Annotated in this window: 11 protein-coding genes; 4 read left to right on the top strand and 7 right to left on the bottom strand. The window is 68.5% G+C overall.

The genetic code is table 11. The features are described 5' to 3' along the window. Window positions 1-93: 93 nt before the first annotated feature. Both AC07Z7_RS20140 and AC07Z7_RS20135 read right to left on the bottom strand, forming a co-directional pair. Window positions 94-2,736, bottom strand: coding sequence for a circularly permuted type 2 ATP-grasp protein (locus tag AC07Z7_RS20140; protein ID WP_494767440.1), 2,643 nt, complete (start codon window positions 2,734-2,736; stop codon window positions 94-96). 187 nt (window positions 2,737-2,923) lie between these two features. Continuing rightward, on the bottom strand, window positions 2,924-6,421 hold the full coding sequence (locus AC07Z7_RS20135; RefSeq protein ID WP_494767439.1) for a transglutaminase family protein: 3,498 nt from the start codon (window positions 6,419-6,421) through the stop codon (window positions 2,924-2,926). 161 nt (window positions 6,422-6,582) lie between these two features. On the opposite strand from AC07Z7_RS20135, the gene AC07Z7_RS20130 reads away from it, so the two are divergent. Then, entirely contained in the window at window positions 6,583-7,305 is a 723-nt protein-coding gene (locus tag AC07Z7_RS20130; protein ID WP_494767438.1) for an alpha/beta fold hydrolase, read from the top strand. A 73-nt stretch (window positions 7,306-7,378) separates the two neighbouring features. On the opposite strand, the gene panC is transcribed toward AC07Z7_RS20130, so the two are convergent. Beyond that, window positions 7,379-8,224, bottom strand: coding sequence for a pantoate--beta-alanine ligase (gene panC / locus AC07Z7_RS20125; RefSeq protein ID WP_494767437.1), 846 nt, complete (start codon window positions 8,222-8,224; stop codon window positions 7,379-7,381). Window positions 8,225-8,260: 36 nt separating this feature from the next. Continuing rightward, window positions 8,261-9,142 carry a 3-methyl-2-oxobutanoate hydroxymethyltransferase gene (gene panB / locus AC07Z7_RS20120; RefSeq protein WP_494767436.1) on the bottom strand — a complete coding sequence of 294 codons (882 nt, stop codon included), beginning with the start codon at window positions 9,140-9,142 and terminating at the stop codon, window positions 8,261-8,263. A 165-nt stretch (window positions 9,143-9,307) separates the two neighbouring features. Here panB and nadC point away from each other — a divergent pair, with 165 nt between their 5' ends. The 3 genes from nadC (at window position 9,308) to AC07Z7_RS20105 (ending at window position 13,164) form a co-directional block, all read left to right on the top strand. Beyond that, window positions 9,308-10,159 carry a carboxylating nicotinate-nucleotide diphosphorylase gene (nadC, locus tag AC07Z7_RS20115; protein WP_494767435.1) on the top strand — a complete coding sequence of 284 codons (852 nt, stop codon included), beginning with the start codon at window positions 9,308-9,310 and terminating at the stop codon, window positions 10,157-10,159. Beyond that, window positions 10,156-11,286, top strand: coding sequence for a quinolinate synthase NadA (gene nadA, locus AC07Z7_RS20110; protein WP_494767434.1), 1,131 nt, complete (start codon window positions 10,156-10,158; stop codon window positions 11,284-11,286). The genes nadC and nadA overlap by 4 nt, the downstream gene beginning before the upstream one ends. A gap of 72 nt (window positions 11,287-11,358) precedes the next feature. Further along, window positions 11,359-13,164 carry a chorismate-binding protein gene (locus tag AC07Z7_RS20105; protein WP_494767433.1) on the top strand — a complete coding sequence of 602 codons (1,806 nt, stop codon included), beginning with the start codon at window positions 11,359-11,361 and terminating at the stop codon, window positions 13,162-13,164. A gap of 61 nt (window positions 13,165-13,225) precedes the next feature. On the opposite strand, the gene AC07Z7_RS20100 is transcribed toward AC07Z7_RS20105, so the two are convergent. Genes AC07Z7_RS20100 through AC07Z7_RS20090 form a run of 3 tightly spaced genes read right to left on the bottom strand, consistent with a single transcriptional unit; the run spans window position 13,226 to window position 14,915 of the window. Then, complete coding sequence (locus AC07Z7_RS20100; protein WP_094291299.1) at window positions 13,226-13,585, bottom strand: 5-carboxymethyl-2-hydroxymuconate Delta-isomerase; 360 nt, start codon at window positions 13,583-13,585, stop codon at window positions 13,226-13,228. Window positions 13,586-13,644: 59 nt separating this feature from the next. Then, window positions 13,645-14,535 carry an alpha/beta fold hydrolase gene (locus AC07Z7_RS20095; RefSeq protein WP_494767432.1) on the bottom strand — a complete coding sequence of 297 codons (891 nt, stop codon included), beginning with the start codon at window positions 14,533-14,535 and terminating at the stop codon, window positions 13,645-13,647. Beyond that, complete coding sequence (locus tag AC07Z7_RS20090) at window positions 14,523-14,915, bottom strand: MAPEG family protein (RefSeq protein WP_494767431.1); 393 nt, start codon at window positions 14,913-14,915, stop codon at window positions 14,523-14,525. Before AC07Z7_RS20090 ends, AC07Z7_RS20095 begins: the two co-directional genes overlap by 13 nt. Window positions 14,916-15,020 lie beyond the last annotated feature (105 nt).

The raw sequence follows: 15,020 nt of genomic DNA, 5'->3' as shown, positions 1-15,020 counted from the left end.
GGCCAGGGCAGCCGAGCAAGGGCCGCCCCGCAGCGAGGGCTGCGTTCCCCTTGAGGGGGAAGGTGCCGCAGGCGACTCAGGGGGGGGACCACTTCAAGCCCCCACGCTGTGCCGCAGCGCGTCGGCAGAGTGGGTGAAATAGCGCGTGGCCAGCAGATCCGACAGGCCCATCACACCCCGCACACAAGCCCCCAGGTATTGCTCCAGTGCGGCGTACCGGCCCTCGGCGTCCTGGGCGCACAAGGTCGCCAGCGACAGCTCGGACGCTTCGGGAATGCCTGTGGCGGCCGACTCGCCCGGCGTGCCTGCAGCCGCCTCGATCTTGGCAATGCGCCCGCGCAGCGTTTGCGCCACCCAGGCCAGCGACCGGGGGTTGTCGCGGTCGATCACCAGCAGGTCGAGCAGCGCGGGCATGTCGCGCCGCTGCTGGTACTGCGCGTGGAAGGTGATGGTGCTGTCGAACAGCCCCGTCATGGCCTCGAAGCCACTTTCATCGAACACTGCCCCGGTCTGCAGGCCGCCCTCCAGCGCCGCCGCCAGAAAACCCAGGCGCTCCAGGTGGCGGCCGATGGACAGCAGCCGCCAGCCATCGTCGCGCGTCATGCGGTCGGTCTGCTGGCCTGTCATGGCGGCGGTGCGCCCGCTCAGGGTTTCGAGCTGGCGCAGGGCCTCCAGCGGCGAATAGTCGCCGTCGTCAGTGCCGCCGTTGCCATTTGGGCGCTGCGCAAAAAACTCGGCTTCGGTGCTCACGATCAGGTGCCAGTGCTCCTGCGACAGGCGGTCGCGCACGGCCGATGCTGCCCCCAGGATGCCGCGCAGGTTGTAGCCCACGCTGGTGACCAGCGCGGGCTGGGTGAGCCCGGCGATGAGCGAGCGCTCGAACACCCGCCGGGCCTGCGTGGCGGGCGGCACCGATGGCAGCACCAGGCCCTGGCCCACGGCCAGGGTGCTGAGCCAGGCCAGCAGCGGCTGGGACGACTGGTCTTCCCCATTGAGGCACTGCAGCGCAATGCGCGCCAGGCGCGTGACGTTTTCGGTGCGTTCGGTGTAGCGGCCCAGCCAGAACAGGTTTTCGGCCGCACGGCTGGTCACCTGGCGGCTGCGGTGCACCACGGCCGGGGCGCTCTGGTTGTGTGCGAGCAGCGTGGTGGTGTCCACCGGGCCATCGGTCTGCACCCACACATCGGCGCTGCTGCCGCCGCGCTGCATCGAGGCGATCTCGCGCTCGTCGGTGGCAATGCGCGCCAGCCCGCCGGGCAGCACGCGCCACGAGCCGGGGCCGTCGCACACGGCAAACACGCGCAGCATCACCGAACGCGGGGCGATGTGGCTGCCACCGCCACCATTGCCACCACCGCCTTCGGTGCGCCAGGTGGGCATCTGCGACAGCGGCAGGTAGGCCTGCACGGTGTATTCGTCGCCCTGGCCCTGGATGCGTTCCGTCCACCGGGCCAGGTCCTGCGGCGACAAGGTGCCGCCCAGCACGGGCGGGCGCTGCAGGCTGGGCCAGGTGGGCCGGATCACGCTGTGGGGCAGCTGGGGCAGCACGGCCTGCTGGGCTGCATGTTCGCCGCACCACCAGGTGGGCAGCGAGGGCAGGGCCAGCTCCTCGCCCAGCAGGTGGCGCGACAGCGCAGGCATGAGACCCAGCATGGCCGATGACTCCAGAAAGGCCGAGCCCGGCGCGTTGGCCACCAGCACATTGCCCGCGCGGATGGCCTGCAGCAGGCCGGGCACGCCCAGGCGCGAGTCGCTGCGCAGCTCCAGCGGGTCCAGAAACTCGTCGTCCAGGCGCTTGAGGATGCCGTGCACCGGCTGCAGGCCGTGCAGCGTCTTGAGGTACAGGCGCGCGTCGCGCACGGTGAGGTCGTTGCCCTCCACCAGCGTGAGGCCCAGGTAGCGCGCCAGGTAGGCGTGCTCGAAGTAAGTCTCGTTGTACGGGCCGGGCGTGAGCAGCACGATGCGCGCATCGGCCCCCGCCGGGCTCATCTGCCGCAGCCCGTCGAGCAGTGCGCGGTAGGTGGCGGCCAGGCGCTGCACATGCATCTGGCTGAACGCCTCGGGGAACAGGCGGGAGATGAGCAGCCGGTTTTCCAGCAGATACCCCAGGCCCGACGGCGCCTGCGTGCGCTGCGTGACGACCCACCAGCCGCCCTGCGCGTCGCGCGCCATGTCGAAGGCTGCAATCGGCAGGTGCGTGCCGCCCACGGGCTGCACGCCATGCATGGGGCGCAGGTAGCCGGGGTGGCCCTGCACCAGCGCGCTGGGCAGCAGGCCCGTGCGCAGCAGCTCCTGCGGGCCATAGACATCGGCCATCACGCGGTCGAGCAGGCGCGCGCGCTGCAGCACGCCGCGTTCGATAAGCGCCCAGTCGTGCTGCGACAGGATCAGCGGGAACAGGTCCACCGACCAGGGCCGCTGCGGGCCGTCAGCGTCGGCATAGACGTTGTAGGTGATGCCGTTGTCGCGCACCTGGCGCTGCAGGCTCGCCATGCGCCGATCCAGGTCGGGGAAGCCTTCAGGCCCCAGTTGTTCAAAAAAATCGGCCCATGAGCGCGACAGGCCTTGGCTATTTGCTATTGAAATGGGAGCTGACGTGGCGCCTGCGATGCGGTCGGTGGGAGCCGTGCGCGCGGGGGCCGCAGCGCCCCGCAGCTCGTCAAAATGCCCCGCCGCAGCGGTGGGCGCCAGCGCAGCAGCCAGCTGGGCCGCGCTTTCGGGGAGGTCGGTGGGCAAGAGGCGGTCGTTGGGGTTTGTCACTGCACTCGATTTTCGGGCATTTGGTCTCCGGCACTCTGCGGGTTACCCACCCCCGTCGAAAACGGCACGGCCCAGGCCAGAGATGCCAAGCAAGGGCCGCCCCGCAGCGAGGGCGTCGTCTCCCTGGGGGGAAGGCGCGCAGCGACTCAGGGGGGGGGCTTCTCTACGGCCTCATTTTTCGCCGCAGATCCAGCGTGAACGGAAACTCCCGGCTGCCCGGCAGCTCGATGGTCGCAGGTGGCACCGCCAGCCGCCCCGGCGTGTGCCCCATGCGCGAGAAGCGCGCCAGGCGGCGGCTTTCGGCCTCGTAGGCGTTGACCGGGAAGGTGTCGTAGTTGCGCCCGCCCGGGTGCGCCACGTGGTACTGGCAGCCGCCCAGCGAGCGGTTCATCCAGGTGTCCACGATGTCGAACGTGAGCGGCGCATGCGCGCCAATGGTCGGGTGCAGGGCCGAGGGCGGGTTCCAGGCCTTGTAGCGCACGCCTGCCACAAACTCGCCGGTGGTGCCGGTGCTTTGCAGCGGCAGCGGCTGGCCGTTGACGGTGACCACATGGCGGCTTTCGTTCATGCCCGTCACGCGCACCTCGATGCGCTCCAGCGACGAATCCACATAGCGCACGGTGCCGCCGGCGGAGCCTTCTTCGCCCATCACATGCCAGGGCTCCAGCGCGTTGCGCAGGGTCAGTTCCACGCCCATCGATTGCACCGTGCCGACCATGGGGAAGCGGAACTCGAACTGCGGTGCAAACCAGGCCGCGTCAAACGCATAGCCTGCGGCGTTCATTTCGGCCACCACGTCGTGCATGTCCTGCTGGATGAAGGTGGGCAGCATCCAGCGGTCGTGCAGCTCAGTGCCCCAGCGGGCGGCGGGGGCGCGGTAGGGCGTTTTCCAGAAGCGGGCGATCAAGGCGCGCAGCAGCAGCTGCTGCACCACGCTCATGTGGGCGTGGGGCGGCATCTCAAAGGCGCGCAACTCCAGCAGCCCCAGGCGGCCAGTGCTGCTGTCGGGCGAGAACATCTTGTCGATGCTGAACTCGCTGCGGTGCGTGTTGCCCGTCACATCCACCAGGATGTTGCGCAGCGTGCGGTCCACCAGCCAGGGCGGCATGTCCTGGCCGTAGATCGCGCGGTTGGCCTCGATCTCGCGCAGGGCGATCTCCAGCTCGTACAGCTGGTCGTTGCGCGCCTCGTCCACGCGCGGCGACTGGCTGGTGGGGCCGATGAACAGGCCGCTGAAAAGGTAGCTCAGGCTCGGGTGGTTGTGCCAGTACAGCAGCAGGCTGGCCAGCAGCTCGGGCTTGCGCAAGAAGGGCGAGTCGGCCGGTGTGGCGCCGCCCATCACAAAGTGGTTGCCCCCGCCGGTGCCGGTGTGGCGGCCATCGGTCATGAACTTCTCGGCCGACAGGCGCGTCTCCCACGCGGCCTGGTACAGAAACTCTGTGTGCTGCACCAGCTCCTTCCAGTGGCTGGCGGGGTGGATGTTCACCTCGATCACACCCGGGTCGGGCGTGACCGCCAGCACTTTGAGGCGCGCGTCGCGCGGCGGCGGGTAGCCTTCGAGCACGATCTTCATGCCCAGCTCTTCGGCCGTGGCTTCGATGGCGGCCAGCAGGTCCAGGTAATCATGGAGGCGCGCCAGGGGCGGCATGAACACGTACAAAACGCCGTACTTCTCGCCCACCTTCTCGGCCTTGGGGCCGCTGGCGCGGCGCGGGTCGCGCACCTCCACGCACAGGGCGGTGCGTGACAGGCCTGCGGCCGACTGGAACTTGCCCGGGGGCTGCACGCCCGCATGGGGGTCGGGTTGCCCTGCCTGGCGCGCGTGGTCGCCGCCCGCAGTGCCTTGCGCCATGCGGCGTGCCTCGCCCGGTGCGGTGGCGCCCGCCAGGTAGGGCAGGTCGCGGTCGCCGGTGACAGGGCCCGCTGGAACGGAATACCGCGCACGCAGCGTGGTCGCAGCGGCCAGCGGGCCCTGGGGTGCAGTCGGGTCTTGCGGGATCAGGTGATCGGTGTCCGACGCCTTCACCCAGGGCAGGGCGTCCAGCGGCAGGCGGTAGCCCATGGGCGAATCGCCGGGGATGAGCAGCATGCGGTCGTCGCGGAAGAACCACGGCCCCGTGCTCCATACGCTGCCTGCCAGCGTGCCATTGCCTACGCCCGCCTGCAGCGGCAGCACATAGCCCACCACGCTGTCGAGCTTTTGTTCGAACACGCGGCGCAGGCGGGCGCGCTCCAGCTCGTCGTCCAGGCGTGCGTCAAACGGGTCCACGTTGATGGGCAGGCGCCGCTCGCGCCACAGGTAGTAGAAGGTGTCTTCGTACCCTGGCTGGATGTAGCGATCAGTGATGCCCAGCTTGCGCGTGAGGTGGCGCACAAAACGCTCGGCGTCGGCGCTGGTGTAGTGCGAGGGGTCGCGCTCGTCGGCAAACAGCGCGGGGTTCTGCCACGCGGGCTGTCCATCAGAGCGCCAGCAGATGGACAGCGCCCAGCGCGGCAATTGCTCGCCCGGGTACCACTTGCCCTGGCCAAAGTGCAGAAAGCCGCCCTGGCCGTATTCGGCGCGCAGCTTGTGCGTGAGTTCGGTGGCAAAGCCGCGCTTGGTGGGGCCCAGCGCGTCGGTGTTCCACTCGGGCGCGTCGCGGTCGCCCACGGCCACAAAGGTGGGCTCGCCGCCCATGGTCAGGCGCACATCGCCCGCCACCAGGTCGGCGTCCACCTGCTCGCCGAGGGCCAGCACGGCCTGCCACTGGTCTTCGGTGTAGGGCTTGGTCACGCGGGGTGATTCGTAGACGCGCGTCACGCGCATCTCGTGGCTGAAGTCCACCTCGGCCTTGTCCACACCGCCTTCAATCGGCGCGGCCCCGGAGGGTTGGGGCGTGCAGGCCAGCGGGATGTGGCCCTCACCCGCCATCAGGCCGCTGGTGGCATCCAGGCCAATCCAGCCTGCGCCGGGCAGATAGACCTCGCACCAGGCGTGCAGGTCGGTGAAGTCGTGGTCGGTGCCGCTGGGGCCGTCGAGCGCCTTCACGTCCGGCGTGAGCTGGATCAGGTAGCCCGACACAAACCGTGCCGCCAGCCCCAGGTGGCGCAGCAGTTGCACCAGCAGCCAGCCCGAGTCGCGGCACGAGCCGCTGGCCTTTTGCAGCGTCTCCTCGGGCGTCTGCACGCCGGGCTCCAGGCGGATGAGGTAGCGGATGTCTTGCGACACCTGCTGGTTGAGCTTGACCAGGAAATCGATGGTGCGCTGCTTGCTGCGGTCCACCTTGTCCAGATAGGCCTGCACCAGCGGCGTCATCGCGTCGGTGGCCAGGTAGGGCGCCAGCTCCTGCTGCACCTCGCTGCTGTAGTTGAACGGGATGTTCTCGGCCTCGGGCTCCAGGAAGAAGTCGAAGGGGTTGTACACCGCCATCTCCACCACCAGGTCCACCGTGACCTTGAACTCGCGCGTCTTCTCGGGAAAGACCAGCCGCGCCTGGTAGTTGGCAAACGGGTCCTGCTGCCAGTTGATGAAGTGCTGCGCGGGCTCGACCTTGAGCGAATACGAAATCACATTGCTGCGGCAATGGGGCGCAGGCCGCAATCGAATGGTCTGCGGCCCGAGGCCGACCAGCCGGTCGTATTGGTAATGCGTGACGTGGTGGAGCGCGGCGTGGATGGGCATATGCAGGCCATGCTAGCAAGTCCCGAGCCATCGCGGGCAACTATTCCGGGGGCGGTGACAAGTGGTCATCGGCTGTTCACAATGTGCGGTCCGTGCCCCGCTGCCGGGGCTGTCTCTCTTTAGCTGATCGCGCACCAACTTGGTGATGCTTTGATTCACCCATGTCCCACTCCCCCCAACTTGTGCTCCTGCCCGGCCTGGCCGCCGATGAACGCATGTGGCGCGGCGTGCTGCCGCTGCTGCCCGCCGCGCTGCGCCCCGAGGTCGCCACCGCCCACCAGGATGTAAACCTGCATCGCATCGAAGACTTTGCCGCCCGGCTGCTGGCGCAGCACGCGGGGCCGCTGGTGCTGGCGGGCGCGTCGATGGGCGGCATGATCGCCATGGAGGCCGCACGCCAGGCGCCGCAGCGGGTCGCAGGGCTCGCGCTGCTGGGCACGACCGCGCGGCCTGAGACGCCCGACATGCGCGCCCTGCGCGAAGGCGCCATTGAGCTGTTTGAACAGGGCCGCGTGCGCGAGGTCATCGAGCCCAACGTGGCCCTGGCCTTCCACCCCGTGAATGCCGCCAACACGGACCTAGTGCAGGCCTACCTGGACTTTGTGCTGGACGCGGGCCCCGACCACCTGGTGCGCCAAAACCGCGCCGTGATCCATCGGCCCGATGCGCGGGTGCATCTGCCGCAGGTGGCCAGCCCCGTGCTGGTGGTGTGTGGCGCGGCCGACCAGCTCACACCGCCCGAATGCTCGGCAGAGATTGCGGCGCTGGTGCCCGGCGCCGAACACCACCTGCTGCCCGACAGCGGCCACATGCTGACCATGGAGCAGCCCGAGGTGGTGACCCGCCTGCTGGTGCAGTGGCTGGGCCGCAACGGGTGGATTTGATCCGGGGTCTGAGGCCTTTTTGGCCCCTGCCGCGCGATGGGTAAGCGCTGATAGCTATGAAATTAGTAGCTAATCAAAACTCCAGGTTGTCAATCAGCCGTGTGCTGCCCAGCCGCGCGGCGCCCAGTGCCACCAGCGTGCCCGCCGCATCGCTGGCTGTGGCGGGCAACAGGTCGGCGCGGCGGCGCACGGTGAGGTAGTCGGGCGTCCAGCCGCGTGCGCGCAGGGCGTCCAGGGCCAATGTCTCCAGCAGGTTGCGGTCGCTCGGGGCGGTGCCCAGCCACTGCTGCGCCAGCCGCTGCAAAGCTTGCGACAGGGCCACGGCCTCTTGCCGCTCTTCTAGGCCCAGGTAGCCATTGCGCGAACTCAGCGCCAGACCATCGGCCGCGCGGCAGGTCTCGCCCGCCACGATCTCGATGGGCAGCGCAAACTGCCGCACCATGTGTCGGATCACCATGAGCTGCTGATAGTCCTTCTTGCCAAATACGGCCGTCCCGCCGGTCTGGCCCAGCACGCAGGCAAACAGCTTCATCACCACCGTGCTCACGCCCACAAAAAAGCCGGGGCGGAAATGGCCTTCGAGCATGTCGGCCAGCTGCGGGTCGGGGTGCACCTTGAAGGTCTGGGGCTCGGGATACAGGTCCGTCTCGCGCGGGGCAAACAGCACATCGCAACCGGCGGCCTGCAGCTGTGCACAGTCGGCCTCCCAGGTGCGGGGGTAGCTGTCAAAGTCTTCGTGCGGCAAGAACTGCAGGCGGTTCACAAAGATGCTGGCCACGGTCACATCGCCCAGGGGCTTGGCCTGGCGCACCAGGGCAATGTGCCCCTCATGCAGGTTGCCCATGGTGGGCACAAAGGTGGGACGGCGGTAGGGGGCCAGGGCCTGGCGCAGGTCGGCAATGGAGCGGGCAATCAGCATGGTTTCGGAGGGATCAGAGAAAGGAAGGAAAAGGGCTTACCAGGCGTGTACAGCGTTGTCCGGGAAGCGCCCTTGCTTTACGGCCTGCACATACGCCTCCATGGCGCCGCGCACGCTGCCCGCGTCCTGCATGAAGTTGTGCACAAACTTGGGCATCTTCCCGAGGTTCATGCCCAGCATGTCGTGCAACACCAGCACCTGCCCGGCCGTGCCGTTGCCCGCGCCGATGCCGATGGTGTGACAGTGCGGCAGCTCGGCCGTGAGGTTGGCGGCCAGCACGGCGGGCACCATCTCCAGCACCAGCATGGCGGCGCCTGCGTCCTGCAGTTCGTGCGCCTCTTTGCGCAGCGTGCGGGCGGCATCGTCGGTCTTGCCCTGCACGCGGTAGCCGCCCAGGGCATGCACCGTCTGCGGCGTGAGGCCCAGGTGGGCGCACACCGGCACGCCGCGCTGCACCAGGAATTCCACTGTGGCCGCCGTCCAACCGCCACCTTCGAGCTTGACCATGTGCGCCCCCGCCTGCATCAGCACACAGGCGCTGCGCAGCGCCTGCTCGCGGCTTTCGGCGTAGGTGCCGTAGGGCAGGTCGGCCACCAGCCAGGCCGTGCCCTGCACGCGGTGCAGGCCGCGTGCCACGCTGGCTGTGTGGTAGGCCATGGTGTCGAGCGTCACTCCCACCGTGCTCGGCAGGCCCTGGCACACCATGCCCAGCGAATCGCCCACCAAAATGCATTCCACCCCCGCCGCGTCGGCCACGGCCGCAAAGGTGGCGTCGTAGGCGGTGAGCATGGTGATCTTCTCGCCTGCGGCGCGCATCTGCGCCAGGCGCGGCAGGCTCACGGGCTTGCGCTGGGGCAGGGGCGATGCGGGCGGCAGCGTGCCGTAGGGCGTGGCAGAAACAGGGCTGGAGGTGGTCATGGGGCTCGGCGGGGCCAAAAAATTGCCGCGAGTCTATGCGACCAATACTGGGTGTACTTATTGGTTTCCGGCCCCGGGCCAGCGGCCCGTGTTGGCGCAGTGGCCTTTGCGTTCCCGGTATGCTCGCGGCCCATGACAGCAGCGTTACCCCCCGCGAAAAGCACCATGAGAGACAACGACGAAGTGAAGGCCCTGGCCCAGGCCGATGTGGCCCGCGCCCTGGCCGAAGACGTGGGCACCGGCGACCTTACCGCCGGTCTGATCGACCCCGCCCGCCGCGCCCGCGCACGCATCCTGGCGCGCGAAGCCGCCGTGATCTGCGGCGCCCCTTGGGCTGAAGCGGCCTTGCGCGCCCTCGACCCCACGGTGCAGATCACCTGGCATGTGGCCGAGGGCCAGCGCTGCGCCCCCGACCAGGTGGTGCTGGAGATGGAGGGCCAGGCCCGCGCACTGCTGAGCGCCGAGCGCACCGCGCTCAACTTTCTGCAGCTGCTCTCGGCCGTGGCCACCAAGACCCGTACCTATGTGGACGTGGTGGCCGGCACGCGCGCCCAGATCGTCGATACGCGCAAGACCCTGCCCGGCCTGCGCCTGGCGCAAAAGTACGCCGTGCGCGTGGGCGGCGGCACCAACCACCGCATTGGTCTGCACGATGCGGTGCTGATCAAAGAGAACCACATTGCCGCTGCGGGAGGTGTGATCGCCGTGCTGCGCGCGGCGGACAAGGTGGCGTCACAGGCAAAGTTCATCGAGATCGAAGTTGAAACCCTGGAGCAGCTGACCGAAGCGCTGAATGCGGGCGCCAAGATGGTCCTGCTGGACAACATGCCCTTGGTCCAGCTGCGCGAGGCCGTGCGCATCAATGCGGGTCGCGCCATCCTCGAAATTTCGGGCGGGGTCACGCTCGATGGCCTGCGCGAACTGGCCGAGACCGGCGTGGACCGCATCTCCATCGGCACGCTGACCAAGGACGTGAAGGCCACGGACTTTTCGATGCGCCTGCAGGAGCTGGCATGAGCACCGCAACCCTGAACCGCATTGACGTCGAATACGAGCAGCCTGACGAGGCAGCATCGGGCGCCGTCTGTTCCACCAAACATGCCTGGGCGCGTGTGCCGCCCGAGCCCACCCAGGCTGAGCGTGTCGCGCTCAAGGACAAGATCCGGCGCCTGCTCAAGGAAAAGAACGCGGTCATGGTGTCGCACTACTACGTGCACCCGGACCTGCAGGACTTGGCCGAGGAAACTGGCGGCCTGGTGAGCGATTCGCTGGAAATGGCGCGCTTTGGCCGTGACCATGCCGCGCAGACCTTGGTGGTGAGTGGCGTGCGCTTCATGGGCGAAACGGCCAAGATCCTGAGCCCGGAAAAAACCGTGCTCATGCCCGACCTGGACGCCACCTGCTCGCTGGACCTGGGCTGTCCCATCGACGAATTCAGCGCGTTCTGCGACCAGCACCCCGACCGCACTGTGGTCGTCTACGCCAACACCAGCGCGGCCGTGAAGGCGCGCGCGGACTGGCTGGTGACTTCCAGTTGCGCACTCGACATCGTGAGCGCCCTCAAAGCCGCAGGCCAGAAGATCCTGTGGGCGCCCGACCGCCACCTGGGCGCCTACATCCAGCGTGAGACGGGCGCAGACATGGTGTTCTGGAACGGTGCCTGCATCGTGCACGACGAGTTCAAGGCGCTGGAGCTGGAGCTGCTCAAGCAGAAGCACCCGGCTGCCAAGGTGCTGGTCCACCCCGAGAGCCCTGCCGACGTGGTGGCCCTGGCCGACGCCGTGGGCTCCACCAGCGCCATCCTCAAAGCCGCGCGCGAGATGGACGCCACCGAGTTCATCGTGGCCACCGACAACGGCATGATGCACAAGCTGCGCACGCTCAACCCCGGCAAGACCTTTTACGAAGCGCCCACCGCTGGCAACAGTGCCACCTGCAAGAGCTGCGCGCACTGCCCCTGGATGGCGATGAACGGCCTGGCCGATGTGGCCCGCGTGCTGGAGACCGGCGCGAACGCCGTGCATGTGGACCCGGCGCTGATCCCGCGCGCACGCCAGCCAATTGACCGCATGCTGGCCTTCACGGCCGCGCTCCGGAATGGTCAGCCGATCGGCGCACTGGTGCCGCACCTGGGGGCCGCCTGAGGGTTCTCTAGAACCGGATGCTCTGTTATTGATAGCTAACTATGTCCACTGGTCAGGCGCCAGTGGCCTTTTTTGTTTGTGATTTCCCGCATTGATTTCACCCAGCCGCTGGACCCCGGCGCCCCGCGCCTGCGCCACGCCTTTGGCACACCGCGCGAAGTGCTGGCCGCCCATGCGCTGCACGAGGTGCGTGGCGTGCTGGATGCCGTGTTTGCGGCCGCGCAACAAGGCCGCTGGTGTGTGGGCTGCGTGCGTTACGAGGCGGCTGCCGCCTTCGATGCGGCACTGCTGACCCACGCGGCCGACGGCCCGCTGGCCTGGTTTGCGGTGTACGACGCGCCGCTGCCCTGGCCCGCGTGCGATGACGGCCAAGGTGCAGAACCACCCGCGCAGGTGACGTGGAACGACAGCCCCGACCGCACCCCTTTTGATGCCGCGCTGGCACAGATCCAGCAGGCGATTGCGGCGGGCGAGCTGTACCAGGTCAACCACACCGCCCCCCTTCGCGGCACGCTGCAAGGCTCGGCCCCAGCCCTGTTTGCCGCACTGCTGCGCGCCCAGCCCGGCGGGTATGCGGCGCACATCGACACCGGGGGCGAGCAGGTGCTGTCGGTCTCGCCCGAGCTGTTCTTTGATTGGCAGGATGCGCCCGGGGGCGGCCACATCCTGGCCCGCCCCATGAAAGGCACCGCCCCGCGCGGCGCCACGCCCGAAGAGGACGCGCAGCAGGCCGCGCATCTGCGCACGGCGCCCAAGGAGCGTGCCGAGAACGTGATGATCGTGGACCTGCTGCGCAACGACCTGTCGCGCATTGCGCAGCCCCACAGCGTGCGTGTGCCCGTGCTGTTTGCCACGCAGGCCCTGCCCACCGTGTGGCAGATGACCTCGGACGTGACCGCGCGCACGCGGCCCGGCACCACGCTCACGGACGTGTTTGCCGCGCTGTTCCCCTGCGGCTCCGTCACCGGGGCGCCCAAGGTGCGCGCCATGCAGATGATCCACGCACTGGAAGGCGCGCCGCGCGGCGTGTACTGCGGCGCCGTGGGTGTGGTGCGCCCGGCCGGTCCGCCCGATGCGCGAGGCCAGCATGCGGTGGCCGCGACCTTCAATGTGCCCATCCGCACCGTGGTGCTGCGTCCTGAAGGCGATACCGTTCGCGCCACCTGTGGCATTGGCAGCGGCATCACTTCGGGGGCGTTGGCCGATGCCGAGTGGAATGAGTGGCTGCACAAGCGCGCGTTTGTGGAGCGCGCGAGCCAGCCCTTTGACCTGCTCGAAACCCTGGCGCTGCAGGGGGGCGTTTTCCGGCACCGGGACGAGCACCTGGCGCGCCTGCAATCAGCGGCTGCACATTTCGGCGTGCCCTGGGATGCAGCGGCCGTGTCGCAATGCCTGCAGGCGCTGGCGGCAGACCATGCCGACGGCGCCTGGCGCGTGCGCCTGCTGCTGGGCGCCACGGGCGTGCCCCGGGCCGAGGCCTTTGCCCTGCTGCCCACGCAGGAGCCCGTGCGCTTGCAACTGGCAAAGAGTGTTTTTGCCGAAGCCCACAGCGAATTTGTGCGCTACAAGACCACGCGCCGCGCGCACTACGCGGCGTTTGCGCCCACCGCGCCCGGTGTGTTTGACACCGTGCTGTGGAACGCGGCAGGTGAGATGACCGAGAGCACCTTCGGCAACATTGCCGCGCTCATCGATGGGCGGTGGGTGACACCGCCCCTGTCCTGCGGCCTGCTGCCCGGCGTGGGCCGCGCCGTGGCGCTGCGCGAGGGACGGGTGGTGGAGGCGGTGCTGCGTGTGGCCGATGTGCCCCGGGTGCAGGGTTGGGCCTTCATCAACAGCCTGCGCGGCTGGCTGGCCGCCGAGCTGGAGAGTGAATAGAAAATTTGAATGAAATCGGCCCCCAGCGCCCGTGGATCAAGCGCTGGCTGCTATCCAATTTTCAGAGCCGTTCCTTCACATAGCTCGGCCGGTCCATGTCCACGATCTCCACGCTCAGCTGCACCATCACGCCCTGCGGCCGGGGCGTGCGTTCGCGCAGCACGGCGGCAATGCGGCCCGCCAGCTCGGTCTTGGCCTCGGGCGTGCGGCCCGCCAGCAGGCGCAGCTGCGCATGCACAAAAGCGCGGTTGGCGGGGGCAATGCCGATCTCGAAACTGTCGGCCACGATGAAGCGCGTCTTCAGGTCGGCCTCGTCCTGCACCTGGGGGTGGGCACACAGCGTGGCGTTGAGGGCGGTCAGGGTCTCGGCCTCAGGGTAGTGGGGCAGGTTGGCGGAGTATTCGATGGTGAGGTGGGGCATGGTGGTTCCGGTCTTGGGCAGTGCGCCAGTTTAAGGGCCCAGGCGCCACGCCTTTGGGGTCACCCGGCCTGGTCGTGTTTTTGCAAAAACTCTTCCAATGTCTGCAGCACCTGGTCAGGCGCCTCGATCTGCGGCCAGTGGCCGATGCCGGGCAGCGACACCACGTCGGCACCGGGCACCAGCGCGCGGTAGCGCGCCGCCATGTGGGCGCCCGAGTTCGGGTCCGCCGCGCCGTTGATCAGCCGCACCGGCACCATGTGCTGCAGCAGCGGTCCTACCAGGCGGTCCCGCAGGGCCAGGCGGTCGATGTAGAAGCGCCCGGTGTTGTGGCTGATGGCGCGGCCGTTGTGGTGGTTGACCAGCGCCCAGAAGTCTTGCAGCAGCGCAGGGGACGGACGGGTCTGTGGGCCAAAAAGGCGCGTGATGGTGCGTTCGAACGCTTTTTGGGGAATGCGCGGTGCGATCCAGCGGCCCAAGGGTGATGACAGCAGGTGCTGCAGCATGCGCGGCTGGTAGGCCTCGGGGCAGACGCCGCCGTTGAGCAGGGTGAGCGACTGGATGCGTGGCGCCAATGGGTGGGTCTGCCGCCGCGCCAGCATCTCCTGGGCCACGCTCACCCCCAGGTCGTGGGCGACGATGTGCACCTGTTGCACACCCAGCCGGTCCAGCAGCGCCTCCAACAGGTCTGCATGGTTTTCGATGCCGTAGGCGTGGTCTGCAGGCTTGTCGGAAAAGCCCATGCCCAGCAGGTCTGGCGCGATGAGGCGGTAGCGCATGGCCAGCGGTGGCCACAGCGGATGCCAGTCGTACGAACTGGTGGGATAGCCATGGATGAACAGCAACACGCTGCCGTGTTGGCCTGCTTGCGCCACGAAAAGGCGGTGGCCGCCCAGCGCGACCATGCTGCCCTGGGCCTGCCAGTGCTGCAGCGCGGGTGTCAGGCCGTCCATGTGGTGTGCGCCAGCAGCGCCGTGGCTGTGAGTTGGGCGAGAAGCGTGATGGCGTGTGCGGCCTGTCGCCACGCCAGCCGCCGGGTAAAGGCGCCCACGCAATAGAGCAGCCGCGCCAGCACAAACGCCGCGCAGGCCGCCGCCAGCGCGCCAAGCGTTGCACTGGGGAGCTGCGCATGGGCCAGCAGGAGCAGGCCAAACAGCATCGACTGTTCCAGCGTGTTGCCATGCGTGCGGATGGCTGTCGCCAGATCCTTGTGGCCCCCGTCTCCCCAGGTCTGCCGGTAGCGCAGGCGCAGGCGCGAAACGTGAAGGGACAGGGCTGTCAACAGCAGCGCCAGCGTGACCAGGGTGGTGGCTGCCAGGGTAAGGGTGGACATGGGTGAATGGGGCGGGTGTCGGTAGAGAAGCCCCCAGCTTAGAAAGCCCCGGCACCAGCGCCAATAGCACCAAAGGGCAGGTGTGTGCACCCGCCACAGTGCCTT

It is taken from the genome of Acidovorax sp. GW101-11A03, assembly GCF_059424825.1.
This window is presented reverse-complemented; position numbering and strand designations above follow the sequence as displayed.